Below are 17,870 nucleotides of genomic sequence, written 5' to 3'. Positions count from 1 at the left end.
CCGGTGTCCAGGAGGATCGGGTCGGCGGGTCCCGGCCGTCGGGCCCGCCGCCCGCGACCCGCCGCGCCGGCCACCGCGCCGACCCGCCGCGTCCCGCCCCCCGTGGCCGCCCGACCCCCGAGGAGCCGACTCCGTGACCGTGTCCGTCGCCCTGTTCACGTCCGATCTGCGGTTGCACGACAACCCGGTGCTGTCCGCCGCCGTGCGCGGAGCCGATCAGGTGGTCCCGCTGTTCGTGCGGGACGAGGGGGTGCGGGCTGCCGGGTTCGACGCGCCCAACCGCCGGGCGTTCCTGGCCGACTGTCTGGCCGACCTGGACGCCGCTCTGCGCGAGCGCGGCGGCCATCTGGTGGTGCGCGAGGGCGACCTCGTGGCGGAGGTCTGCGCGGTCGTACGGTCGTCGGGGGCCGAACGGGTCCATCTGGCGGGCGGGGTCAGCCGGTACGCCGCCCGGCGCGAGGAGCGGCTGCGCGCGGCGCTCGACACGATCGGCTGCGCCCTGTCGGTGCACGACGCGGTGGTGACGGTGCTCGCGCCGGGCGCCGTCACCCCGTCGGGCGGCGATCACTACACCGTGTTCACGCCGTACTTCCGGCGCTGGTCCCAGCAGGGCGTACGCGACGTGGTGGCGGCGCCGCGCCAGATCTCGGTGCCCCCGATCGCGGCCGGCGATCTGCCTCGGCGCGCCGGGACGGACGGAGTGTCGCCGGGCGTCATGGCGGGCGGCGAGCGCGCGGGCAGGCGGCGGGTGCGGCAGTGGCTCGCGAACGACGTCGCCACGTACGAGGACGACCATGACGACCTGGCGGGCGACGCCACCTCGCGGCTGTCCCCCTTCCTCCACTTCGGCGCGCTGTCCCCGGCCGAACTCGTGCACCTGGCGCGGCGCGAGGGGTCTTCGGGCGCGGAGGCGTTCGTGCGCCAGCTCGCCTGGCGGGACTTCCACTACCAGGTGCTCGCGGCCCGCCCGCGCGCCGCGCATGAGGACTACCGGGCGCGCGGCGACCGCTGGCGCGCCGACGAGCGGGAGATCACCGCCTGGCGCCAGGGACGCACCGGCTATCCGCTGGTGGACGCGGCGATGCGCCAGCTCGCCCACGAGGGGTGGATGCACAACCGGGGCCGGATGCTGGTGGCGAGCTTCCTCACCAAGACCCTGTACGTCGACTGGCGGGTCGGCGCCCGCCACTTCCTCGAACTCCTGGTGGACGGCGACATCGCCAACAACCAGCTCAACTGGCAGTGGGTGGCGGGAACCGGCACCGACACCCGGCCCAACCGGGTCCTCAACCCGGTGATCCAGAGCAAGCGCTTCGATCCGCAGGGCACTTATGTGACGCGCTGGGTGCCCGAACTCGCGGGCCTGGAGCGGGCGTTCATCCATGAGCCCTGGAAGATGAAGGCCGCCGACCGCGCGGCCCTGGACTATCCGCAGCCGGTCGTGGACCTCGCCGAGGGACGCGCCCGCTTCGAGCAGGCACGCGGCGCCTGACCCCGCAGGACCGGGGAAGGACGGGGCCGAAGAGGTGTGGCGCGGGTCACACGCATGGGCCCGCGCGATGGGGGCACTCGCGGCGTAGGCCTTCTCGCGGCCAGGCGCCCCCCGGCCTGGCCCGGCCACGCGGCCCCGCCATTCTCTCCCCCCTCCCGAATGCGCGGGGCCGCCCCCTGTCCGGCGCGAGGGGGTGCGCGCGCCGCGCTGCCCAAACGCCCGCTAGCGCACCGTGACCCCGATGAGGCACGTGTCGTCGTCGGTGTCGGCGTTGGTGTACCGCAGCAGATGGTCGAGCTGGTGCTCCAGCTGGCTGCCCCGGCCCAACTGGCGGGCGCCCTGGGCCACTTGGAGCAGGTTGTCGAGGGAGTCCTGCACCGAGCGGTCGCGGCGCTCGATCAGGCCGTCGGTGTACATCATCAGGGTGTCGCCGGTCTCCAGCTGGGTCCTGCCCTCCTCGTACCGCGCCTGGCCGGTGGCGCCGAGGAGGATGCCGCCGAGCTGGGGCAGCGCGCCCGCCTTGCCGTCGCGTACCAGGACGGGCGGCAGATGGCCGGCGCGGGCCCAGCGCAGTTCGCGCGAGGCGGGATCGTACAGACCGCACACCGCCGTCGCCGTCACGTTGTCGGTGAGGTGGTGGGTGACGGTGTTGAGCCAGGCCAGGAGCTGGGCGGGTCCCGCGCCTGTGGTGGCGAGGCCCCGCAGGGCGTTGCGCAGGGCGACCATGCCGGTGGCCGCCTCGATGCCGTGCCCGGCCACGTCGCCCACGCACAGCAGGACGTGGCCCGAGGGCAGCGCCGCGGCGTCGTACCAGTCGCCGCCGACGAGGTGGTCCTTCTCGGCGGGCCGGTAGCGCACGGCCACGCTCAGGTTGTGCAGGTCCACAGGCCCGTGGTTGGGCGGCATGATGGCCTGCTGCAACCGCAGCGCGAGCCGGTTGCGTTCGGCGGTCTCCTGCTGGCTCTGGGCGAGCTGGTCGCGGGTGGCCGCGAGGGCGACCTCGGTCCAGTGCTGGGCGGAGACGTCCTGGTAGGCGCCGCGTACCGCGACGACGCGGATGTTCTCGTCGAGTACGGGTTCGGCGACCACGCGGATGTGCCGGGCCACGCTGTCGGCGCGCTGGAGCCGGAAGGCGGCGGACGCGGGCCGCTGGTGGTGCAGCAGCGCCCGCAGGAACCGGCCGATGGAGTGGGCGTCGTCGGGGTGGACGTGGGCGGCGAGCTGTTCGAGGGGGATCGGCTCGGAGGTGAGCGGCAGCCCGTGGAGTTCGAAGAGGGAGTCGTTCCAGGCGATCTCGCCGGACAGCAGGTTCTCCTCGAACCCGCCGATGCGGCCCAGGCGTTGGGCGTGCTGGAGCAGGTTCGCCACCCGGGGCGCGCCGTCGTCCAGGCGCCACACCACGAGGACATGGGTGCCCTGGCGGCTGATGCTGACCTGGGCCTGCGTGGTCAGCGCGACGGTGTCGACCACGGCGGCCAGGCGCATGTTCTCGGCGCGGAAGGGCTCCCCGGTGGCGAGGACGTGCTCGATCTTCTCGAAGAGACCGCCCGCCTCGGCGGCAAGTGGGTACGCGTCGAGGAGGCGGGCTCCGGCGATCGCGTTGCGCGGCCTGCCCGCGAAGTCGACGAAGCTCGGATTGACGTGCCGGATCAGGAAGTCGGCGGGGGTGTCCGCGACGTCGAGGAGCGGTTCGAGCACCAGGCACGGGTCGAGCAGACCGTCGGTCAGGTCGAGGAGTTCGCTCACCCTGGCGTCGGCGGGCTGGCGCGGCGAAAGGTCGGAGTCGGGGACGGGGTGGCTCTCCAGGGCGAGCGCGCACAGCTCGGCCAGCACCTGCACCTGACGTTCGATGGACTGGGACTGAAGGGGCAGCCGGCCGGCCCAGCAGATCTCGAGGACGCCGATGATGCGCCCGCCCGTGCCGGCCGGTACCGCTATGCGTCCGCCTCCGAATTCCTGTAGCCCGATGGAGGGCAGGGCCACATCGGCGAGGGCTTCGTACGTCGTGGCGGTCCGGTTGCCGAGCGCCTGCCGTGCCGGGGTGGGGACGCCGGGCGGCACATGGCGCCAGCGCGCCGGTTCCTCGTCGGTGAAGCCCGCGCTGCCGGCCAGGGTCAGGGACTGGTCGGCGTGGGCCGCCCAGATGGCCACGGCGCCGGCGCCGAGCGGTTCCAGGGCGTGCTGAAGGATCGACTGCGCGACGGACTGGGCGTCCCCTGCGGCGAGGGCGCCTGCCTCGGCGCTGCGCAGGCGCAGGCCCACGGAGGCGGTGGGCGGCTGGGTGGCCTCGGCGAGGAAGTCACGCGCCACGTCGGCGATCTTGTCGCGGGTGGCCTGGTTGACGAGGTCAGCCGCCAGTTCGAGCGTGGAGACGCCGGCCTGCGCGGCCAGGCTGTCCAGCTGGGCCGCCGCCTCGACCGGGCTGCACGTCAGGCGCTCGACCAGGATGCCGCTTGCGAGGTCGACGAGCGCGCGGCCCTCCGCCTCGGCCTGGGCGCGCCGCAGCTGGTGGCGCAGCCGCTGGACGGTGTCCGCGAGCCGCCCCACGGCGCTGCCTTCGCCTTCGGGGCCGGCCGCCGGGTGCGGGGCCGACGCGTCGTCTGTCTGCCGGGGGACGGCGGGGCGCAGCTCCGTCCCGGCCGGCGCGGGGTCCGGCCGGGCGGCCCGGCCGTCGCCGTGCTCGTCCCCGGGCTGGTGGGACTTGGACACGAGCTCACTCCTCACGGATCAGGAGGTGGACTTTACGGTGACGACGTGGCGGAAGCGGTGCGGGGCGCGTCAGGCGTGCAACTGCCGCTTGATCCGGGCAATCAGCTCGCCCGCGTCCACGGGCTTGGTGACGTAGTCGCTCGCGCCGGAGGCCAGGCTCTTCTCCCGGTCACCGATCATGGCCTTGGCGGTGACGGCGATGATGGGCAGCTCGATGTGGTCGGGCATCGCGCGGATGGCGGCGGTGGCAGCGTACCCGTCCATCTCCGGCATCATCACGTCCATCAGGATGAGATCGATCGCGGGGTGCGCGGCCAGGGTGTCCAGGGCGATCCTGCCGTTCTCCGCCTGGAGCACCGTCATGCCGTGCACTTCGAGGATTCCCGTGATGGCGTACAGGTTGCGGTCGTCGTCGTCGACCACGAGGACGGTGCGCCCGGCGAGCGACTTGTCGGCGTGCTGGCTCACCACGACCGGCTCGTCGGCCCGCACCAGCGGGAGTACGTCGCCGGGCTGGTCGGCGCTCAGGTGCAGCGCGATGCGCTCGCGCAGTTCGTCGAGGCTGGAGATGAGCTCCAACGGCTGGGTGGCCGCCCGCTTCTGCAGGACCCGCTCCTGGTCGGTGCCCAGGCGCCGGTTGTTGTGCGCGAGCACCGGGACGCCGCGCAGCGCCGCGTCGCGCCCCATGTCCTCGAGGAAGCGCAGGGCCGCGTCGTCCGGCAGGTCGAGTTCGAGCACGACGCAGTGGCACGGCGTGGCGGCCAGCGCCTCGGCGGCCTCGTGCACCCCGACGGCGGCGGTGATCTCCACGGTGCCGCGCGGGTCACCGGGATCGGGGTGGGCGGCGAGGTCGCCGACGGCGCTCTCGGCGACCAGCGACAGCAGGCCGCGCGAGCGCTCCTCGACGACCAGGAGCCGCTTGGGCTGTACGGGTTCGGGGGCGGGGGCCGCCGCGTGCCGCGCGTCGGGCTCCTCGACGGGTTCCACGTGCGGCTCGGCCGCCGGCAGGGCCGGGCGGCCGATCTGTACGTTGAGTTCGGCGTAGTCGGGGCGGGCGACCGGCAGATAGAGCGTGAACGTGCTGCCCTGGCCCAGGGTGCTCTCGGCGGTGATCGCGCCGCCGAGCAGGAAGGCGATCTCGCGGCTGATCGAGAGACCGAGGCCGGTGCCGCCGTACTTGCGGCTGGTCGTCCCGTCGGCCTGCTGGAAGGCGCCGAAGACGGTTTCCAGGTGCTGCGGCGCGATGCCGATCCCGGTGTCCACCACATGGAAGGCGATCACCGGGCCGCCGCGCCGGGCGGCCTCGGGGGCGAGCTGTTCGTCCAGGACCTCGATCCGCAGCTCGACGCCGCCCTTCTCGGTGAACTTGACGGCGTTGGACAGCAGGTTGCGCAGCACCTGACGGAGCCGGTAGTCGTCGGTGAGCAGTTCGGTGGGCAGGGTCGCGGGCGTCTTCACGGTGAACGTCAGGCTCTTCTGGCTGGTCACCGGCCGGAAGGTGACCTCGATGTAGTCGAGGAGCTTGCGCAGCGAGATCCGTTCGGGGCTGACGTCCATCTTGCCCGCCTCGACCTTGGACAGGTCGAGGATGTCGTTGATGAGCTGGAGCAGGTCCGAACCCGCCGAGTGGATGATGCCCGCGTACTCGACCTGCTTGGCGGTGAGGTTGCGGCTGGGGTTCTGGGCGAGCAACTGGGCCAGGATGAGCAGGCTGTTGAGCGGGGTGCGCAGCTCATGGCTCATGTTGGCCAGGAACTCCGACTTGTACTTGGACGCGAGCGACAGCTGGTGCGCGCGGTCCTCCAGCTCCTGGCGGGCCCGCTCGATCTCCAGGTTCTTGGTCTCGATGTCGCGGTTCTGCGCGACGAGCAGTTCGGCCTTCTCCTCCAACTCGGCGTTGGAGGACTGCAATTCCTCCTGCCGGGACTGCAACTCCTGGGAGCGGACCTGGAGTTCGGCCGTCAGACGCTGCGACTCGCCGAGCAGTTCGTCGGTACGGGCGTTGGCCGTGATGGTGTTGACATTGACCCCGATCGCTTCCATCAGCTGTTCCAGGAAGTCCCGGTGGATGGGGGTGAAGGCGTGCACGGCCGCGAGTTCGATGACGCCGAGCACCTGCTCCTCGACCACGATGGGCAGCACCATCAGGCAGACGGGCTCGGTGCTGCCCAGGCCCGAGGAGACGGTCACATAGCCGGACGGCAGGTCGTCGACGGCGATGGTGCGCTTGCTGCGCGCCGCCTGCCCGACGAAGGACTCACCGAGCCTGAAGCGGGAGCCCGGCGCGTCGGCGGGGCGGGCGTAGGAGCCGACCAGGTTGAGGTGGGTCCCCTCGCTCGTCTCCTCGGCGAGGTAGAAGGCGCCGTACTGGGCGGAGACCAGCGGGGTGAGTTCGTCCATGATGAGCTCGGCGACGATCGCGAGGTCGCGGCGTCCCTGCATCAGTCCGGAGATCCGCGCCAGGTTGGACTTGAGCCAGTCCTGTTCCTCGTTGGCCCGGGTGGTCTCGCGCAGGGACTCCACCATGAAGTTGATGTTGTCCTTGAGGTCGGCGACCTCACCGGAGGCGTCGACGGTGATGGACCGGGTCAGGTCGCCCTCGGCGACGGCGCCGGTGACCTCGGCGATGGCGCGGACCTGGCGGGTCAGGTTCCCGGCGAGTTCGTTGACGTTCTCGGTGAGCCGCTTCCAGGTGCCGGACACGCCTTCGACCTCGGCCTGCCCGCCGAGCCGTCCTTCGCTGCCGACCTCGCGGGCGACGCGGGTGACTTCGGCGGCGAACGAGGAGAGCTGGTCGACCATCGTGTTGATGGTCGTCTTGAGCTCCAGGATCTCGCCCCGCGCGTCCACGTCGATCTTGCGGGTCAGATCGCCCTGGGCGACCGCCGTGGTGACCTGGGCGATGTTGCGGACCTGGCTCGTCAGGTTGTGGGCCATGAAGTTGACGTTGTCGGTGAGGTCCTTCCACGTACCGGCGACGTTGGGTACGCGGGCCTGGCCGCCCAGGGTGCCCTCGGTGCCCACTTCGCGGGCCACCCGGGTCACCTCGTCCGCGAACGCGGAGAGGGTGTCCACCATGGTGTTGATGACCCCTGCGAGCGCGGCGACCTCGCCCTTGGCCTCGACGTTGATCTTCTGCGAGAGGTCGCCCTTGGCCACGGCGGTGGCGACCTGCGCGATCGAACGGACCTGGCCGGTCAGGTTGGACGCCATCACGTTGACGTTGTCGGTGAGGTCCTTCCAGGTGCCCGACACACCCCGGACGGTGGCCTGGCCCCCGAGGTTGCCCTCGGTGCCGACCTCGCGGGCCACCCGGGTCACCTCGTCGGCGAAGGCGCCGAGCTGGTCGACCATCGTGTTGATGGTCTCCTTGAGTTCCAGGATCTCGCCGCGCGCGTCGACCCGGATCTTCTGCGACAGGTCGCCCTTGGCGACCGCCGTCGTCACCTCGGCGATCGAGCGGACCTGCGCGGTCAGGTTGTCGGCCATGACGTTGACAGACTCGGTCAGGTCGCGCCAGGTGCCCGACACATCACGCACATCGGCCTGACCGCCGAGCCGCCCTTCGGTGCCGACCTCGCGCGCCACCCGGGTCACCTCGCCCGCGAAGGAGGAGAGCTGGTCGACCATCGTGTTGATGGTGTCCTTCAGCTCAAGCACCTCGCCGCGCGCGGTGACCGTGATCTTCTGCGACAGGTCGCCCTTGGCCACGGCGGTGGCGACCTGGGCGATCGAACGGACCTGGGCGGTGAGGTTGCCGGCCATGCCATTGACGGAGTCGGTCAGGTCACGCCAGGTGCCGGATACGCCCTTCACATCCGCCTGGCCGCCGAGGATGCCCTCGGTGCCGACCTCCCGCGCCATGCGGGTGACCTCGTCGGCGAACGCGGAGAGCTGGTCCACCATCGTGTTCACGGTGTTCTTCAGCTCAAGGATCTCGCCCCGGGCATCGACGGTGATCTTCTGCGACAGGTCGCCGCGCGCCACGGCGGTGGTCACCTGGGCGATGTTGCGGACCTGGTCCGTCAGGTTGCCGGCCATGAAGTTGACCGAGTCGGTCAGGTCGCGCCAGGTGCCGCCCACGCCGGGCACCTGGGCCTGGCCGCCCAGGCGGCCCTCGCTGCCCACCTCGCGGGCCACCCGGGTGACTTCGTCGGCGAACGCGGAGAGCTGGTCCACCATCGTGTTCACGGTGTTCTTCAGCTCAAGGATCTCGCCCCGGGCCGCCACGTCGATCTTCTGCGACAGGTCGCCCTTGGCCACGGCGGTGGCGACCTGCGCGATGTCACGGACCTGGCTCGTGAGGTTGCCCGCCATCGCGTTGACCGAGTCGGTCAGGTCCTTCCACGTGCCCGAGACCCCGGGCACATCGGCCTGGCCGCCGAGCCGGCCGTCGGTGCCGACCTCGCGGGCGACGCGGGTCACCTCGGAGGTGAAGAGCGAGAGCTGGTCGACCATGCCGTTGAACACGGTGGCGATCTCGCCGAGCAGGCCGTCGGCCTCGCCGGGCAGCCTCGTACCGAAGTCACCGTCGCGCACGGCGGTCAGACCCGCGAGGAGCTGGCGCAGTTCCGGTTCACCGACCTGGGCGGCGGGGCTTGCCCCGGCGGTGCGCTGCTGAACAACGTCGGACTTCGTTGAGCCAGTCATCGATCATCGCCTCCGTCATACGCCGGGCCCGCGGCCCGTCTCTCCCGCCCAGTCGGTGGGCCGTTGCCACGAAGACCTCACTGGATCCCCACCGCACGTACACGCACCGCCGAGGAGGTTATCCCACTGTTCGGACCGCCCGGGCCGGGGCGTACGAACTGCGGGATCCGGGGCGTCACCTGCGAGTGCGCCGCAGCCGAGGGGGCCATCGTCAACTCCCTTGCCCACGGCGGCTCGCGCGCGCCTCGCGGGGGTGACCCGCCCGTGACCCCGATGTGAGCGGGGGAACGGTCCGGGGTAACTTGAACACGTTCAAATTCGGATCCCGCACCGGCCGGCGCACGCCGCCTCGACGGGATCCCGTCACCGACCGCTCCGAAGGCGAGTACGCAGATGGTCATGGGCACGTTGCTCGTATTGCTGATCCCGGGTGTCCTCCCCCTCTGCCTGATCGGCCTGATCGTGGTCATTTTCGCCGTCGCGGCGTCCTTCTTCCTCGTGAGCAAGGAGAGGAGGGCGGGGTGCTTGTTGTTGTCCATCACCGTCCTGGTGGTGCTCTTCCTCTTCCCCGCAGGGGCGATCTGGGCGTCGGCTTCGTGAGCCGGCCCGACGGAGAGTGGCGAGAACACGCCCGTGCGATGAACCTCTTGTCGACTCTTCCCTGAGCCGAATGAGGGAGAGCTCACCGGTCCGTTCGCGCGGGGGCGCATGCGCCGTCATCACTGACGGTGTGTCAGATTCAGTATTTGGTCACGTGTGGGGTTTTTCCACCCCGGCGGCACAAGCGCAGGCCAGAGTGTGTGCGTCCGGCCGAACCAGCGCCGGGCATCCGCACGATTGGCGCCACCACGCTCCTGTGGAGGGCGCCGCGAATCAGGGGTTCACATGTCTCCTCGTTCCATCAGCCGTGTAGCCGCACTCACCCTGGCCGCCGCCGGCCTCGCCGCGACAGCGGTTGTTCCGGCCACCGCGGCGGCCAGGCCGACTCCGCACTCGCCCGTCGTTCTGGGAGCGATCCAGTACGACAGCCCCGGGCGTGACGACCGCTCCCAGAAGAGCCTCAACGCCGAGTGGGTCACCGTCACCAACAAGGGCCGCCACGCCGTGAACCTGAAGGGCTGGACCCTGACCGAGCGGCGCTCCCACCTGACGTACACGTTCCGCGACCTGCGTCTCGGCGGCCACCAGTCGGTGCGGGTCCACACCGGCAGGGGTCACAACACCGGGCGCGACGTCTACCAGGGGCGCCGCGACTACATGTGGGACAACAACACGGACAGCGCCGTCCTGCGTGACGCCCACAAGCGCACGGTGGACGTCAAGTCCTGGCGTCACCGCTGATCCGCTGATCGCTCCACACCAGTGGTGACGGGCCGGTGCCCGGCGTCCCGCGAGGGGTGCCGGGCACCGCGCTACCACTGGCGGCCGCGCTGATCGTGTGGAACGCGGCGCCCGCCGGCGGCCGGGCCGGAGCGCGGCCCGCCGGTCCGGCCCGGCCCGCCGGTACGGCATCGACGTCCGGGGCGCGACCGGCGTGGCAGCAGCAGGCTCGGGCGGCACCGGAGACCGGGGCGCGGTGCGCGGGAGAACCGGCGCTGCCGGCACACGGCCGGGCCGGCTCGCGCCCGCGTTCCGCCGGCCGTGAACACGCGTCCGGTGCGGCTCCCCCGATCCCTAGAGTCGCCCGCATGACGATCACGGAACGCGGCGCTACAGGGAGTGCGGTGACGACACATGCGGAGGTGACCACACGTACGGTCGTCTACGCGGCCGACGGCCTCACGATGACCGCACATCTCGCGCTCCCGGCCGGTACGGGGCGCGGGCCTGCGGTCCTGGTGGGACCCGAGGGAATGGGGCTGAGCGACGTCGAGCGCCGCCGGGCCGACGCGCTCGCCGAGCTGGGATACGTGGCGCTCGCCTTCGACCTCCACGGCGGTCGCTATCTGAGCGACCCCGAGGAGATGCGGGCGCGTTGCCTGCCCATGCTCGCCGACCCCGACCGGTTGCGGGACATCGGCCACGCGGCCCTGGACGTGCTGCGCGCCGAGCCCCGGACCGACCCCGACCGGATCGCTGCCATCGGTTACGGCACCGGCGGCGCGATCGCGCTGGAACTGGGGCGCGACGGAGCGGGCCTGCGTGCGATCGGCACGGTCAACGCCCTCACCACCGGCCGGCCCGGCGAAGCGGCGCGCATCGACTGTCCGGTGTGGACCGGCGTCGGTTCGGAAGACCCGATCATGCCGCCCGCCCAACGGGACGCGTTCGCCGCCGAGATGCAGGCGGGGGGTGTGGACTGGCGTCTCACCGTGTACGGCGGCGCCCTGCACGCCTTCCACCACCCGCCGGTCGACCACCCCGCACCCGCGGGCGTAGGCCACCACCCTCTGCACGCACGGCGCGCCTGGCGTGACGTCCTGGATCTGCTGGCGGAATGCGTACCGACGACGGACACGACCCTGGGCGCCGAACGGGCCGACGGGAAGGGCGAGTTGGGAGTCGCCCCATCATGCCCCGTCGCCCACTGAGCGACCCGGCCGCACCTTTCGAGTGCGGGCCGGGTGTGGCCGGTCGCGCAGTTCCCCGCGCCCCCTGAATGGCGTGGTGTTCGGGTGCGGGTCGTGGTCGCTTCTCGCGCAGTTCCCCGCGCCCCTGACAGCGCTCCTGCTGAGGCATACCCAGCCTGTCATGGGGGTCCCCCCTGGCCCTGAGACCTTGGGGGAGTTTGAGGACGAGCGCCCTTCAGGCGCGAACGGGCTCTGGGGCGGAGCCCCGGGCGGGGCCTGAGGCGGAGCCCCGGGGCTGTTCCTTCCACCCCCGGAGGGTTAGGGAAGGGGCGGGGAGGGGCCAGAACCGGGGTCGGGGCGGAGCCCCGGGGGCGCCGGCTCGGCGGGGTCTACACGTGGCCCCGCGCCATGGCGATCAAGCGGTCCACGACCTGCCGGCCCGACGCCCGCAACCCGTCGTGCTCCCACTCATTGGTCACCCACGCCCGCACCGAACCCACCGCGTCAACCGTGGCCAGCGAGTCAGCCGTGTCGACGTACATGTCGTCGTGGTAGACGGCGGCGAACACCGGAACCCGGTTGGCCGCGAGGACGTCAGGGGCGTACAGGTCCGGCCAGTCCGTGCGCCGGGCCAGCAGGTCGGCCGTCTCGCGCAGCGGGCGCAGCGCCGGGTCCGTGTCGTACATCCAGGGGTAGATCATCTCCCCGGTGAACAGCACGGGGGCGCCGTCCGCGAGGGCCTTGGCGGCGTCGAACTCGGGGAACTCCGCGCGCACCCGCTCGGCGGCCCAGCCGGTCGGGCCCGGATCCACCGACCGCTGCCCGTAGATGGTTTCCTGGAGCACCGCGTAGAGAGGGCCATCGGCGAAGGAGAGCTTCGCCTGGGCGCCGGCCAGGAAGGTGTCGGAGAGCTCAGGGCCCGCGCTGCCCTGGATCCAGGCGTCCTCCAGCAGGTAGTGCAGAAGGTGGGAGCCGTTGCCGCTGCCCAGCACGATGCCCAGTGCCTGGAAGGCCTCGACGGTCAGGGTGCCGCCGTCGGGCAGGCGGGCCGGCGCCTCGATCAGGTGCTCGGCGATCCGGCGGACGGCTTCGACGTCCTCGGGGTAGCGCGCGTAATGGGCGGCGTTCTTGCGGGCCACCCGCGGGTAGGCCGCCCGGTAGACGTCCGTCGCGCTGCTGCGCAGTCCCGCGAGTCCGCCGGTGATCAGCGCCTCGCGCAGCCCTTCGGGGGCGAGCGAGAGGTAGGTGAGCGTGCAGAACCCGCCGAAGCTCTGCGCGAGCAGCGTCCACCGGCCCTCCTCACCGAGCAGCCGGCGCCTGATCAGTTCGGCGTCGCGGACGATCGAGTCGGCGCGGAAATGGCAGAGATAGTCGGCCTGTTGGGCCGCGCCGCCGCGCAGGGGAAGCGTCTGCCGGTTGGCCGGGGTGGAACGCCCGGTGCCACGCTGGTCGAGGAGCAGGACGCGGTAGTCCTCCAAGGCCCGGTCGAGCCAGCTGTCCCGGCCCACCGGCCGCCCCGCGCGCCCGCCGGGGCCGCCCTGGAGGTAGAGCAGCCACGGCAGTTCGGCGTTCTCCTGGCCGGCCGCGACCACCTCGCGCGCGTAGACCTCGATCTGCTCGCCCTGTGGCGCGTCGTGGTCCAGCGGCACCTGGAAGAAGTGGTCGGTCAGGACGGTACCCGGCTGTCGGATCACGACGGACATGAGACTCCCTTGTCTACGGTCTGCACTGGCGCGGCTGGCACGGCTCGTGGGCGTACGCCCTGGTGACCGCGTACGCCTCGGTGTCCACCCGCGTACCGTAATTGACGCTGGGCCCCTGGTGTCAGGGGGTGGCGGGGACGGGCTCCGGCGGGGGCCTGCGGCCATCGCGAGGTTCGGTGCTTCACGAAGTGCGAAGCGCTGTGATTTACGGAGTGCGACGCCCCATTCTGTACGAACTGTACGAAGCGCGGCGCCCCCTTGTGCACGGACTGCGGCGCCCCGTGGTGTACGAAGTGCTACGTGACCGAAGAGAACCAGCCACCCACCGTCCGCGTCTTCATAGCGCTCGCCCCGCCCGACGAGGCGAAGGCCGAGCTGGCTCGCGCCCTCGCGCCCGCGTATGAGGCCTATGCGCGGCTGCGCTGGAACCGCGTCGAGGACTGGCACATCACGTTGGCGTTCCTCGGGGAGCTCCCGGCCACGACCGTCCCGCTGCTGCGCCGGCCGCTCGCGGCACTCGCGGCGACGCGGCCCGCCCTGCGGCTGTCGCTGCGCGGCGGCGGGCACTTCGACGAGCGGGTGCTGTGGAGCGGGATCGAGGGGGAGGTGGACGGGCTGCACCGGCTGACGGCCGAAGTGCGCGGCGTGGTCAAGGAGTGCGGCGTCGTCTTCGAGGACCGTCCGCTGCGGCCGCATCTGACGCTGGCCCGCGCCCGCCGCGACGATCTCTCGAGCGTGGTGAAGGCCGCCGACGGCCTCGCTTCCTTCGCCGGCCGGCCGTGGGCGGCCGAGCGTCTGCACCTGGTCGCCAGCAATGTGGGCCGGGGCCCGGGGCCGATCCGCTACCGGGACATCGCGGCGTGGCGCTTCGGCGGCGAGCGCTGAGCCGTACGCGGCGTCATGCGACGGGTACTTGGCGGACGCCGAGCAGGTGGTCCATGGCCAGCTGGTCGAGGTGTTCGAAGGCCATGCCCCGCTCCCCCGCCGCCTCCACGTCGAAGTCCTCGAAGGCGGTGCGGTCGCCGAGCAGGCCCGCCAGGCCGTCCTCGGCGGTGGGCCGGGCCAGGTCGTCCAGGCGTGCGGCGCGCAGCGCCTCGGCCACCTCGGGGTCGGCGCGGAACGCGGCCGAACGCTCCTTCAGGATGAGGTAGTTACGCATGTTGGCGGCCGCCGACGCCCACACGCCGTCGATGTCCTCGGTGCGCGGCGGTTTGAAGTCGAAGTGCCTCGGCCCCTCGTAGCCGGCCGATTCGAGCAGGTCCACCAGCCAGAAGGCGTCGCGCAGGTTGCCCGAGCCGAAGCGCAGGTCCTGGTCGTACTTGATGCCGGACTGGCCGTTGAGGTCGATGTGGAAGAGTTTGCCGGCCCACAGGGCCTGCGCGATGCCGTGGGTGAAGTTGAGACCGGCCATCTGCTCGTGGCCCGTCTCGGGGTTGACGCCGACCAGGTCGGGACGTTCCAGGCGTTCGATGAAGGCCAGGGCGTGTCCGATGGTGGGCAGCAGGATGTCACCGCGCGGCTCATTGGGCTTGGGCTCGATGGCGAAGCGCAGGTCATAGCCTTGTTCGGTGACGTACTGGCCCAGCAGGTCGAACGCTTCCCTCATCCGGTCGAGGGCGAGGCGCACGTCCTTGGCCGCGCCGCTCTCGGCGCCCTCCCTGCCGCCCCAGGCGACGTAGGTGTGCGCGCCCAGCTCCACGGCCAGGTCGATGTTGCGCAGGGTCTTGCGCAGCGCGTACCGGCGGATGTCGCGGTCGTTGGCGGTGAACGCCCCGTCCTTGAAGACGGGATGGGTGAAGAGGTTGGTGGTGGCCATCGGCACGACCATGCCGGTGGCGTCGAGGGCCTGCCGGAAGCGTTTGACGTGCGCCGCGCGCTCGGTGTCCGAGGAGCCGAAGGGGATCAGGTCGTCGTCGTGGAAGGTCACGCCGTACGCGCCGAGCCCCGCGAGGCGGCGTACGGATTCGGCGGGGTCGAGGGCCGGGCGGGTCGCGTCGCCGAACGGGTCCCGGCCCTGCCAGCCCACGGTCCACAGCCCGAAGGAGAACTTGTCCTCGGGGGTCGGAGTGAAGCGTTCCGTCATCTTCCTCGCCGCCTTCGCGCGGGCCGTCCGACGATCGTCCGGCTATTTGTTTTCTGACTTACCAAATAGTGCATGATCGCCCTCCCTTCCGTAACCCCACCCCTTCCCCTAATTTGGTTGTCCTGTTTTGTTGGACAGCCATGCAAATGGCCGTCCGGTGGCTCCGCACCCCCGTCGGATCCCCTTCCTTCCCACTCAAGTCCGCCCAAGACCGCACGAGACCGCACGAGCCCCCACGAGAGGTGCCCCCGGATGCCGCACAGCCCGGTCGTCATCGGTGTCGACAGCTCCACCCAGTCCACCAAGGCACTGTTCGCCGACGCCGTCACGGGCAGGACGCTCGCGGTGGGACGGGCCCCGCACCGCGTCACCGGCACCGCGGGCGCCCGGGAGGGCGATCCGCTGGAGTGGTGGCAGGCGCTGCGTTCGGCCGTCGCGGCGGGCCTGAAGGAGTCGGGCGCCCCCGCGTCCGCCGTCACCGGCATCGCGGTCGCGGGCCAGCAGCACGGCCTGGTGGTCCTCGGCCCCGACCGCCGGCCGCTGCGCCCTGCCCTGCTGTGGAACGACACCCGCTCGGCCCCGCAGGCCCGCGCCCTGGTGGACGCGCTCGGCGGCCCCGGCGTCTGGATTGGGCGCACCGGCTCCGTGCCGGTGGCCGCGGTGACCGCCGCCAAGTGGCAGTGGCTGCGCGAGAACGAGCCCCGGGCCGCCGAGCGCTGCACGGCGGTCCGGCTGCCGCACGACTTCCTCACCGAGCGGCTGGCCGGCGTCGCCGCGACCGACCCCGGCGACGCGTCGGGCACCGGCTGGTATGCGGCCGCGACCGGTGCGTACGACCGGGAGATCCTTCAACTCCTGGCACTGGAGGAAGAGTTGCTGCCGGTGGTCGCCGCGACAGGTGGCACCCGGGTCGGCTCCCTCACCGCGCGCGCCGCCGACGAGCTCGGCCTTGCGGCCGGTGTCGCGGTGGCCGCGGGGACCGGCGACAACATGAGCGCCGCCGTGGGTCTCGGACTCGGCGGCGCCGGGCTCCTCGACCACCCCGTCCTGAGCCTCGGCACCTCCGGCACGGTCTTCGCGGCGACGCGCGCCACGCCCGCCGATCCCGCGCTCAGCGGCTTCGCCGCGGCCGACGGCGGATACCTGCCCTTGGCGTGCACGCTGAACTGCACGCTCGCCGTCGACCGGATCGCCACACTGCTGGGGCTCGGCCGCGACGAGGCGGAGCCCGGCGGCGAGGCGGTGCTGCTGCCCTACCTCGACGGCGAACGCACCCCCGACCTTCCTGGCGCCTCCGGACTGCTCACCGGTCTGCGCCATGCCACCACCTCTCGGCAACTCCTGGGCGCGGCCTACGAAGGCGCCACCGTCACCGTGCTGCGCGCGCTGGACCACGTCCTGCGCGCCTGCGGCCTCGACCCGGCCTCCCCCGCCGTCGCGGCCCGCCCCCTGCGACTCATCGGCGGCGGGGCCAGGGGGCGCGCCTGGGTCGAGACGGTGCGCCGGCTCTCGGGGCGCCCGCTGATCGTCCCGGCCGCCACGGAGCTGGTGGCCATCGGCGCGGCCGCGCTCGCCGCGGCGGCCGCCTCCGGTGACGACCCGGTGGCCGTCGCCCGCGCGTGGGGAACGGGCGAGGGCACGGAACTGCCGCCTCTGGAGCGGGACTTGGCGACCTGGGACCGCGTCGTCACCGTGCTCGACGGCGCGGCGGCCACGCTGCTCGACCGCCCGCGTCCCCGGCGTACGGAATGAGCGCGCGCCTTCGGCGAACGCCCGGCCCGTACGGGCTCACGACCCGGCGCCCCGGCCCGCGCGCATCCGATCCGGCCACGCGCGGGCCGGGACAGAAGGTGACACGTCAGCGGCGGCGCCGGGGCGCGGGGGCGGGCCACCGCGATCCTGGCCGATCAGCCCGTCGCGGCCACCTCCAACCGCCGCGGCACACCTTGTCCGAAACTCGCACCATTACGGAACGTCACAGAAGTGCGATCATCGATTCGGCGGGGCATGAGGACTACCAGGGGGTTTTCCATACGCTCCCACTTCGCGCCCCTGCAAGAGGGTCACGGAGAGTGATAATCCTCCGAGTGTCGACGACGTGGCGCGCACTCGGGACACAAGAGACAGGCAGGCACGACGTGGGCGCAGACGAACTCGCCTTCTGGCTGCGGGCGCGCACCGTGGGCAGCACCATCATCATCGAACTGCACGGCGAGCTGGACATGCTGGCGCACAGGGAACTCGGCCCGCGCATCCGCACGTTGGTGTGCCGGGGGGACGCCGACGTGGTCGTGGACCTGACGGCCGTGACCTTCCTGGACGCCGGCGGCATCCGGCTCCTCCTCGCCATCCGCGACCAGGTGGCGCGGCGAGACGGTGTCCTGCGGCTGATACGCGGCACCCCGCGCATCTCCTGCATACTGCGGATCGTCCGGCTCGACGCCGCCTTCACCATGCTCGACGCGCTCCCGCACGCCCTGGCCGAAGACGCGGACGCGGACGCCGTGGGCGGAGGAAGACCCATCGGGTAACGCGCGGTACTGCTCGCACCGCGCGCGCTCGGCACGACACGGCTCCTGCCCCGGGGGGCACAGGGGCCCGTGCCCCGGGCGCCCGTGGGTTAACGCGGTACCGCGCACTCGGCACGACGGCAAGGGCCACACCCTCCCGGGGCACGCGCCGGCGCATGCCCTGGGCGCCCCCTCGGCTAACGCGGTCCCGCG

At 72.2% G+C, this 17,870-nt stretch carries 11 protein-coding genes; 7 read left to right on the top strand and 4 right to left on the bottom strand.

Going from position 1 to position 17,870, the window contains the following annotated elements:
- Nucleotides 1-133: 133 nt before the first annotated feature.
- On the top strand, nucleotides 134-1,492 hold the full coding sequence (locus ACFYM2_RS11220; RefSeq protein ID WP_388835309.1) for a cryptochrome/photolyase family protein: 1,359 nt from the start codon (nucleotides 134-136) through the stop codon (nucleotides 1,490-1,492).
- Nucleotides 1,493-1,714: 222 nt separating this feature from the next.
- Here the strand turns inward: ACFYM2_RS11220 and ACFYM2_RS11215 are convergent, their stop codons facing one another.
- On the bottom strand, nucleotides 1,715-4,201 hold the full coding sequence (locus tag ACFYM2_RS11215) for a SpoIIE family protein phosphatase (protein ID WP_388835306.1): 2,487 nt from the start codon (nucleotides 4,199-4,201) through the stop codon (nucleotides 1,715-1,717).
- Nucleotides 4,202-4,270: 69 nt separating this feature from the next.
- Nucleotides 4,271-8,851, bottom strand: a complete 4,581-nt coding sequence (locus ACFYM2_RS11210; RefSeq protein ID WP_388835303.1) for a HAMP domain-containing protein — start codon at nucleotides 8,849-8,851, stop codon at nucleotides 4,271-4,273.
- A gap of 399 nt (nucleotides 8,852-9,250) precedes the next feature.
- On the opposite strand from ACFYM2_RS11210, the gene ACFYM2_RS11205 reads away from it, so the two are divergent.
- The 3 genes from ACFYM2_RS11205 to ACFYM2_RS11195 all read left to right on the top strand — a co-directional run bounded on the left by ACFYM2_RS11205 (nucleotide 9,251) and on the right by ACFYM2_RS11195 (nucleotide 11,382).
- A complete protein-coding gene (locus ACFYM2_RS11205) occupies nucleotides 9,251-9,451 on the top strand; it encodes a hypothetical protein (protein WP_358997366.1) in 201 nt (66 codons plus the stop codon).
- Between the two features lie 285 nt (nucleotides 9,452-9,736).
- Nucleotides 9,737-10,192, top strand: coding sequence for a lamin tail domain-containing protein (locus ACFYM2_RS11200; RefSeq protein ID WP_358997369.1), 456 nt, complete (start codon nucleotides 9,737-9,739; stop codon nucleotides 10,190-10,192).
- A gap of 347 nt (nucleotides 10,193-10,539) precedes the next feature.
- Nucleotides 10,540-11,382, top strand: coding sequence for a dienelactone hydrolase family protein (locus ACFYM2_RS11195; RefSeq protein ID WP_388835300.1), 843 nt, complete (start codon nucleotides 10,540-10,542; stop codon nucleotides 11,380-11,382).
- Between the two features lie 368 nt (nucleotides 11,383-11,750).
- Here the strand turns inward: ACFYM2_RS11195 and ACFYM2_RS11190 are convergent, their stop codons facing one another.
- Nucleotides 11,751-13,064, bottom strand: a complete 1,314-nt coding sequence (locus ACFYM2_RS11190) for an alpha/beta fold hydrolase (protein WP_388835297.1) — start codon at nucleotides 13,062-13,064, stop codon at nucleotides 11,751-11,753.
- Nucleotides 13,065-13,364: 300 nt separating this feature from the next.
- Here ACFYM2_RS11190 and thpR point away from each other — a divergent pair, with 300 nt between their 5' ends.
- Entirely contained in the window at nucleotides 13,365-13,949 is a 585-nt protein-coding gene (thpR, locus tag ACFYM2_RS11185; RefSeq protein WP_358997377.1) for an RNA 2',3'-cyclic phosphodiesterase, read from the top strand.
- 13 nt (nucleotides 13,950-13,962) lie between these two features.
- Here thpR and xylA read toward each other — a convergent pair whose 3' ends face one another.
- Nucleotides 13,963-15,147: a xylose isomerase gene (xylA, locus tag ACFYM2_RS11180; RefSeq protein ID WP_358997379.1), complete on the bottom strand. Its 1,185-nt coding sequence runs from the start codon at nucleotides 15,145-15,147 to the stop codon at nucleotides 13,963-13,965.
- 252 nt (nucleotides 15,148-15,399) lie between these two features.
- Between xylA and xylB the strand changes: the two genes are divergently transcribed.
- Together xylB and ACFYM2_RS11170 are read left to right on the top strand one after the other, a co-directional pair.
- On the top strand, nucleotides 15,400-16,899 hold the full coding sequence (gene xylB / locus ACFYM2_RS11175; protein WP_358997382.1) for a xylulokinase: 1,500 nt from the start codon (nucleotides 15,400-15,402) through the stop codon (nucleotides 16,897-16,899).
- 386 nt (nucleotides 16,900-17,285) lie between these two features.
- Nucleotides 17,286-17,678, top strand: a complete 393-nt coding sequence (locus tag ACFYM2_RS11170) for an STAS domain-containing protein (RefSeq protein ID WP_388835293.1) — start codon at nucleotides 17,286-17,288, stop codon at nucleotides 17,676-17,678.
- Nucleotides 17,679-17,870 lie beyond the last annotated feature (192 nt).

Origin of the sequence: Streptomyces sp. NPDC006711 (assembly GCF_042869775.1) — a bacterium.
GTDB lineage: Bacteria > Actinomycetota > Actinomycetes > Streptomycetales > Streptomycetaceae > Streptomyces.
This window is presented reverse-complemented; position numbering and strand designations above follow the sequence as displayed.

Bases quoted from the DNA above. Each gene is read 5' to 3' on its own strand.
- xylA (WP_358997379.1), bottom strand. From the start codon at position 15,147: ATGACGGAACGCTTCACTCCGACCCCCGAGGACAAGTTCTCCTTCGGG.
- ACFYM2_RS11205 (WP_358997366.1), top strand. From the start codon at position 9,251: ATGGGCACGTTGCTCGTATTGCTGATCCCGGGTGTCCTCCCCCTCTGC.
- ACFYM2_RS11200 (WP_358997369.1), top strand. From the start codon at position 9,737: ATGTCTCCTCGTTCCATCAGCCGTGTAGCCGCACTCACCCTGGCCGCC.
- ACFYM2_RS11210 (WP_388835303.1), bottom strand. From the start codon at position 8,851: ATGACTGGCTCAACGAAGTCCGACGTTGTTCAGCAGCGCACCGCCGGG.
- ACFYM2_RS11195 (WP_388835300.1), top strand. From the start codon at position 10,540: ATGACGATCACGGAACGCGGCGCTACAGGGAGTGCGGTGACGACACAT.
- xylB (WP_358997382.1), top strand. From the start codon at position 15,400: ATGCCGCACAGCCCGGTCGTCATCGGTGTCGACAGCTCCACCCAGTCC.
- ACFYM2_RS11190 (WP_388835297.1), bottom strand. From the start codon at position 13,064: ATGTCCGTCGTGATCCGACAGCCGGGTACCGTCCTGACCGACCACTTC.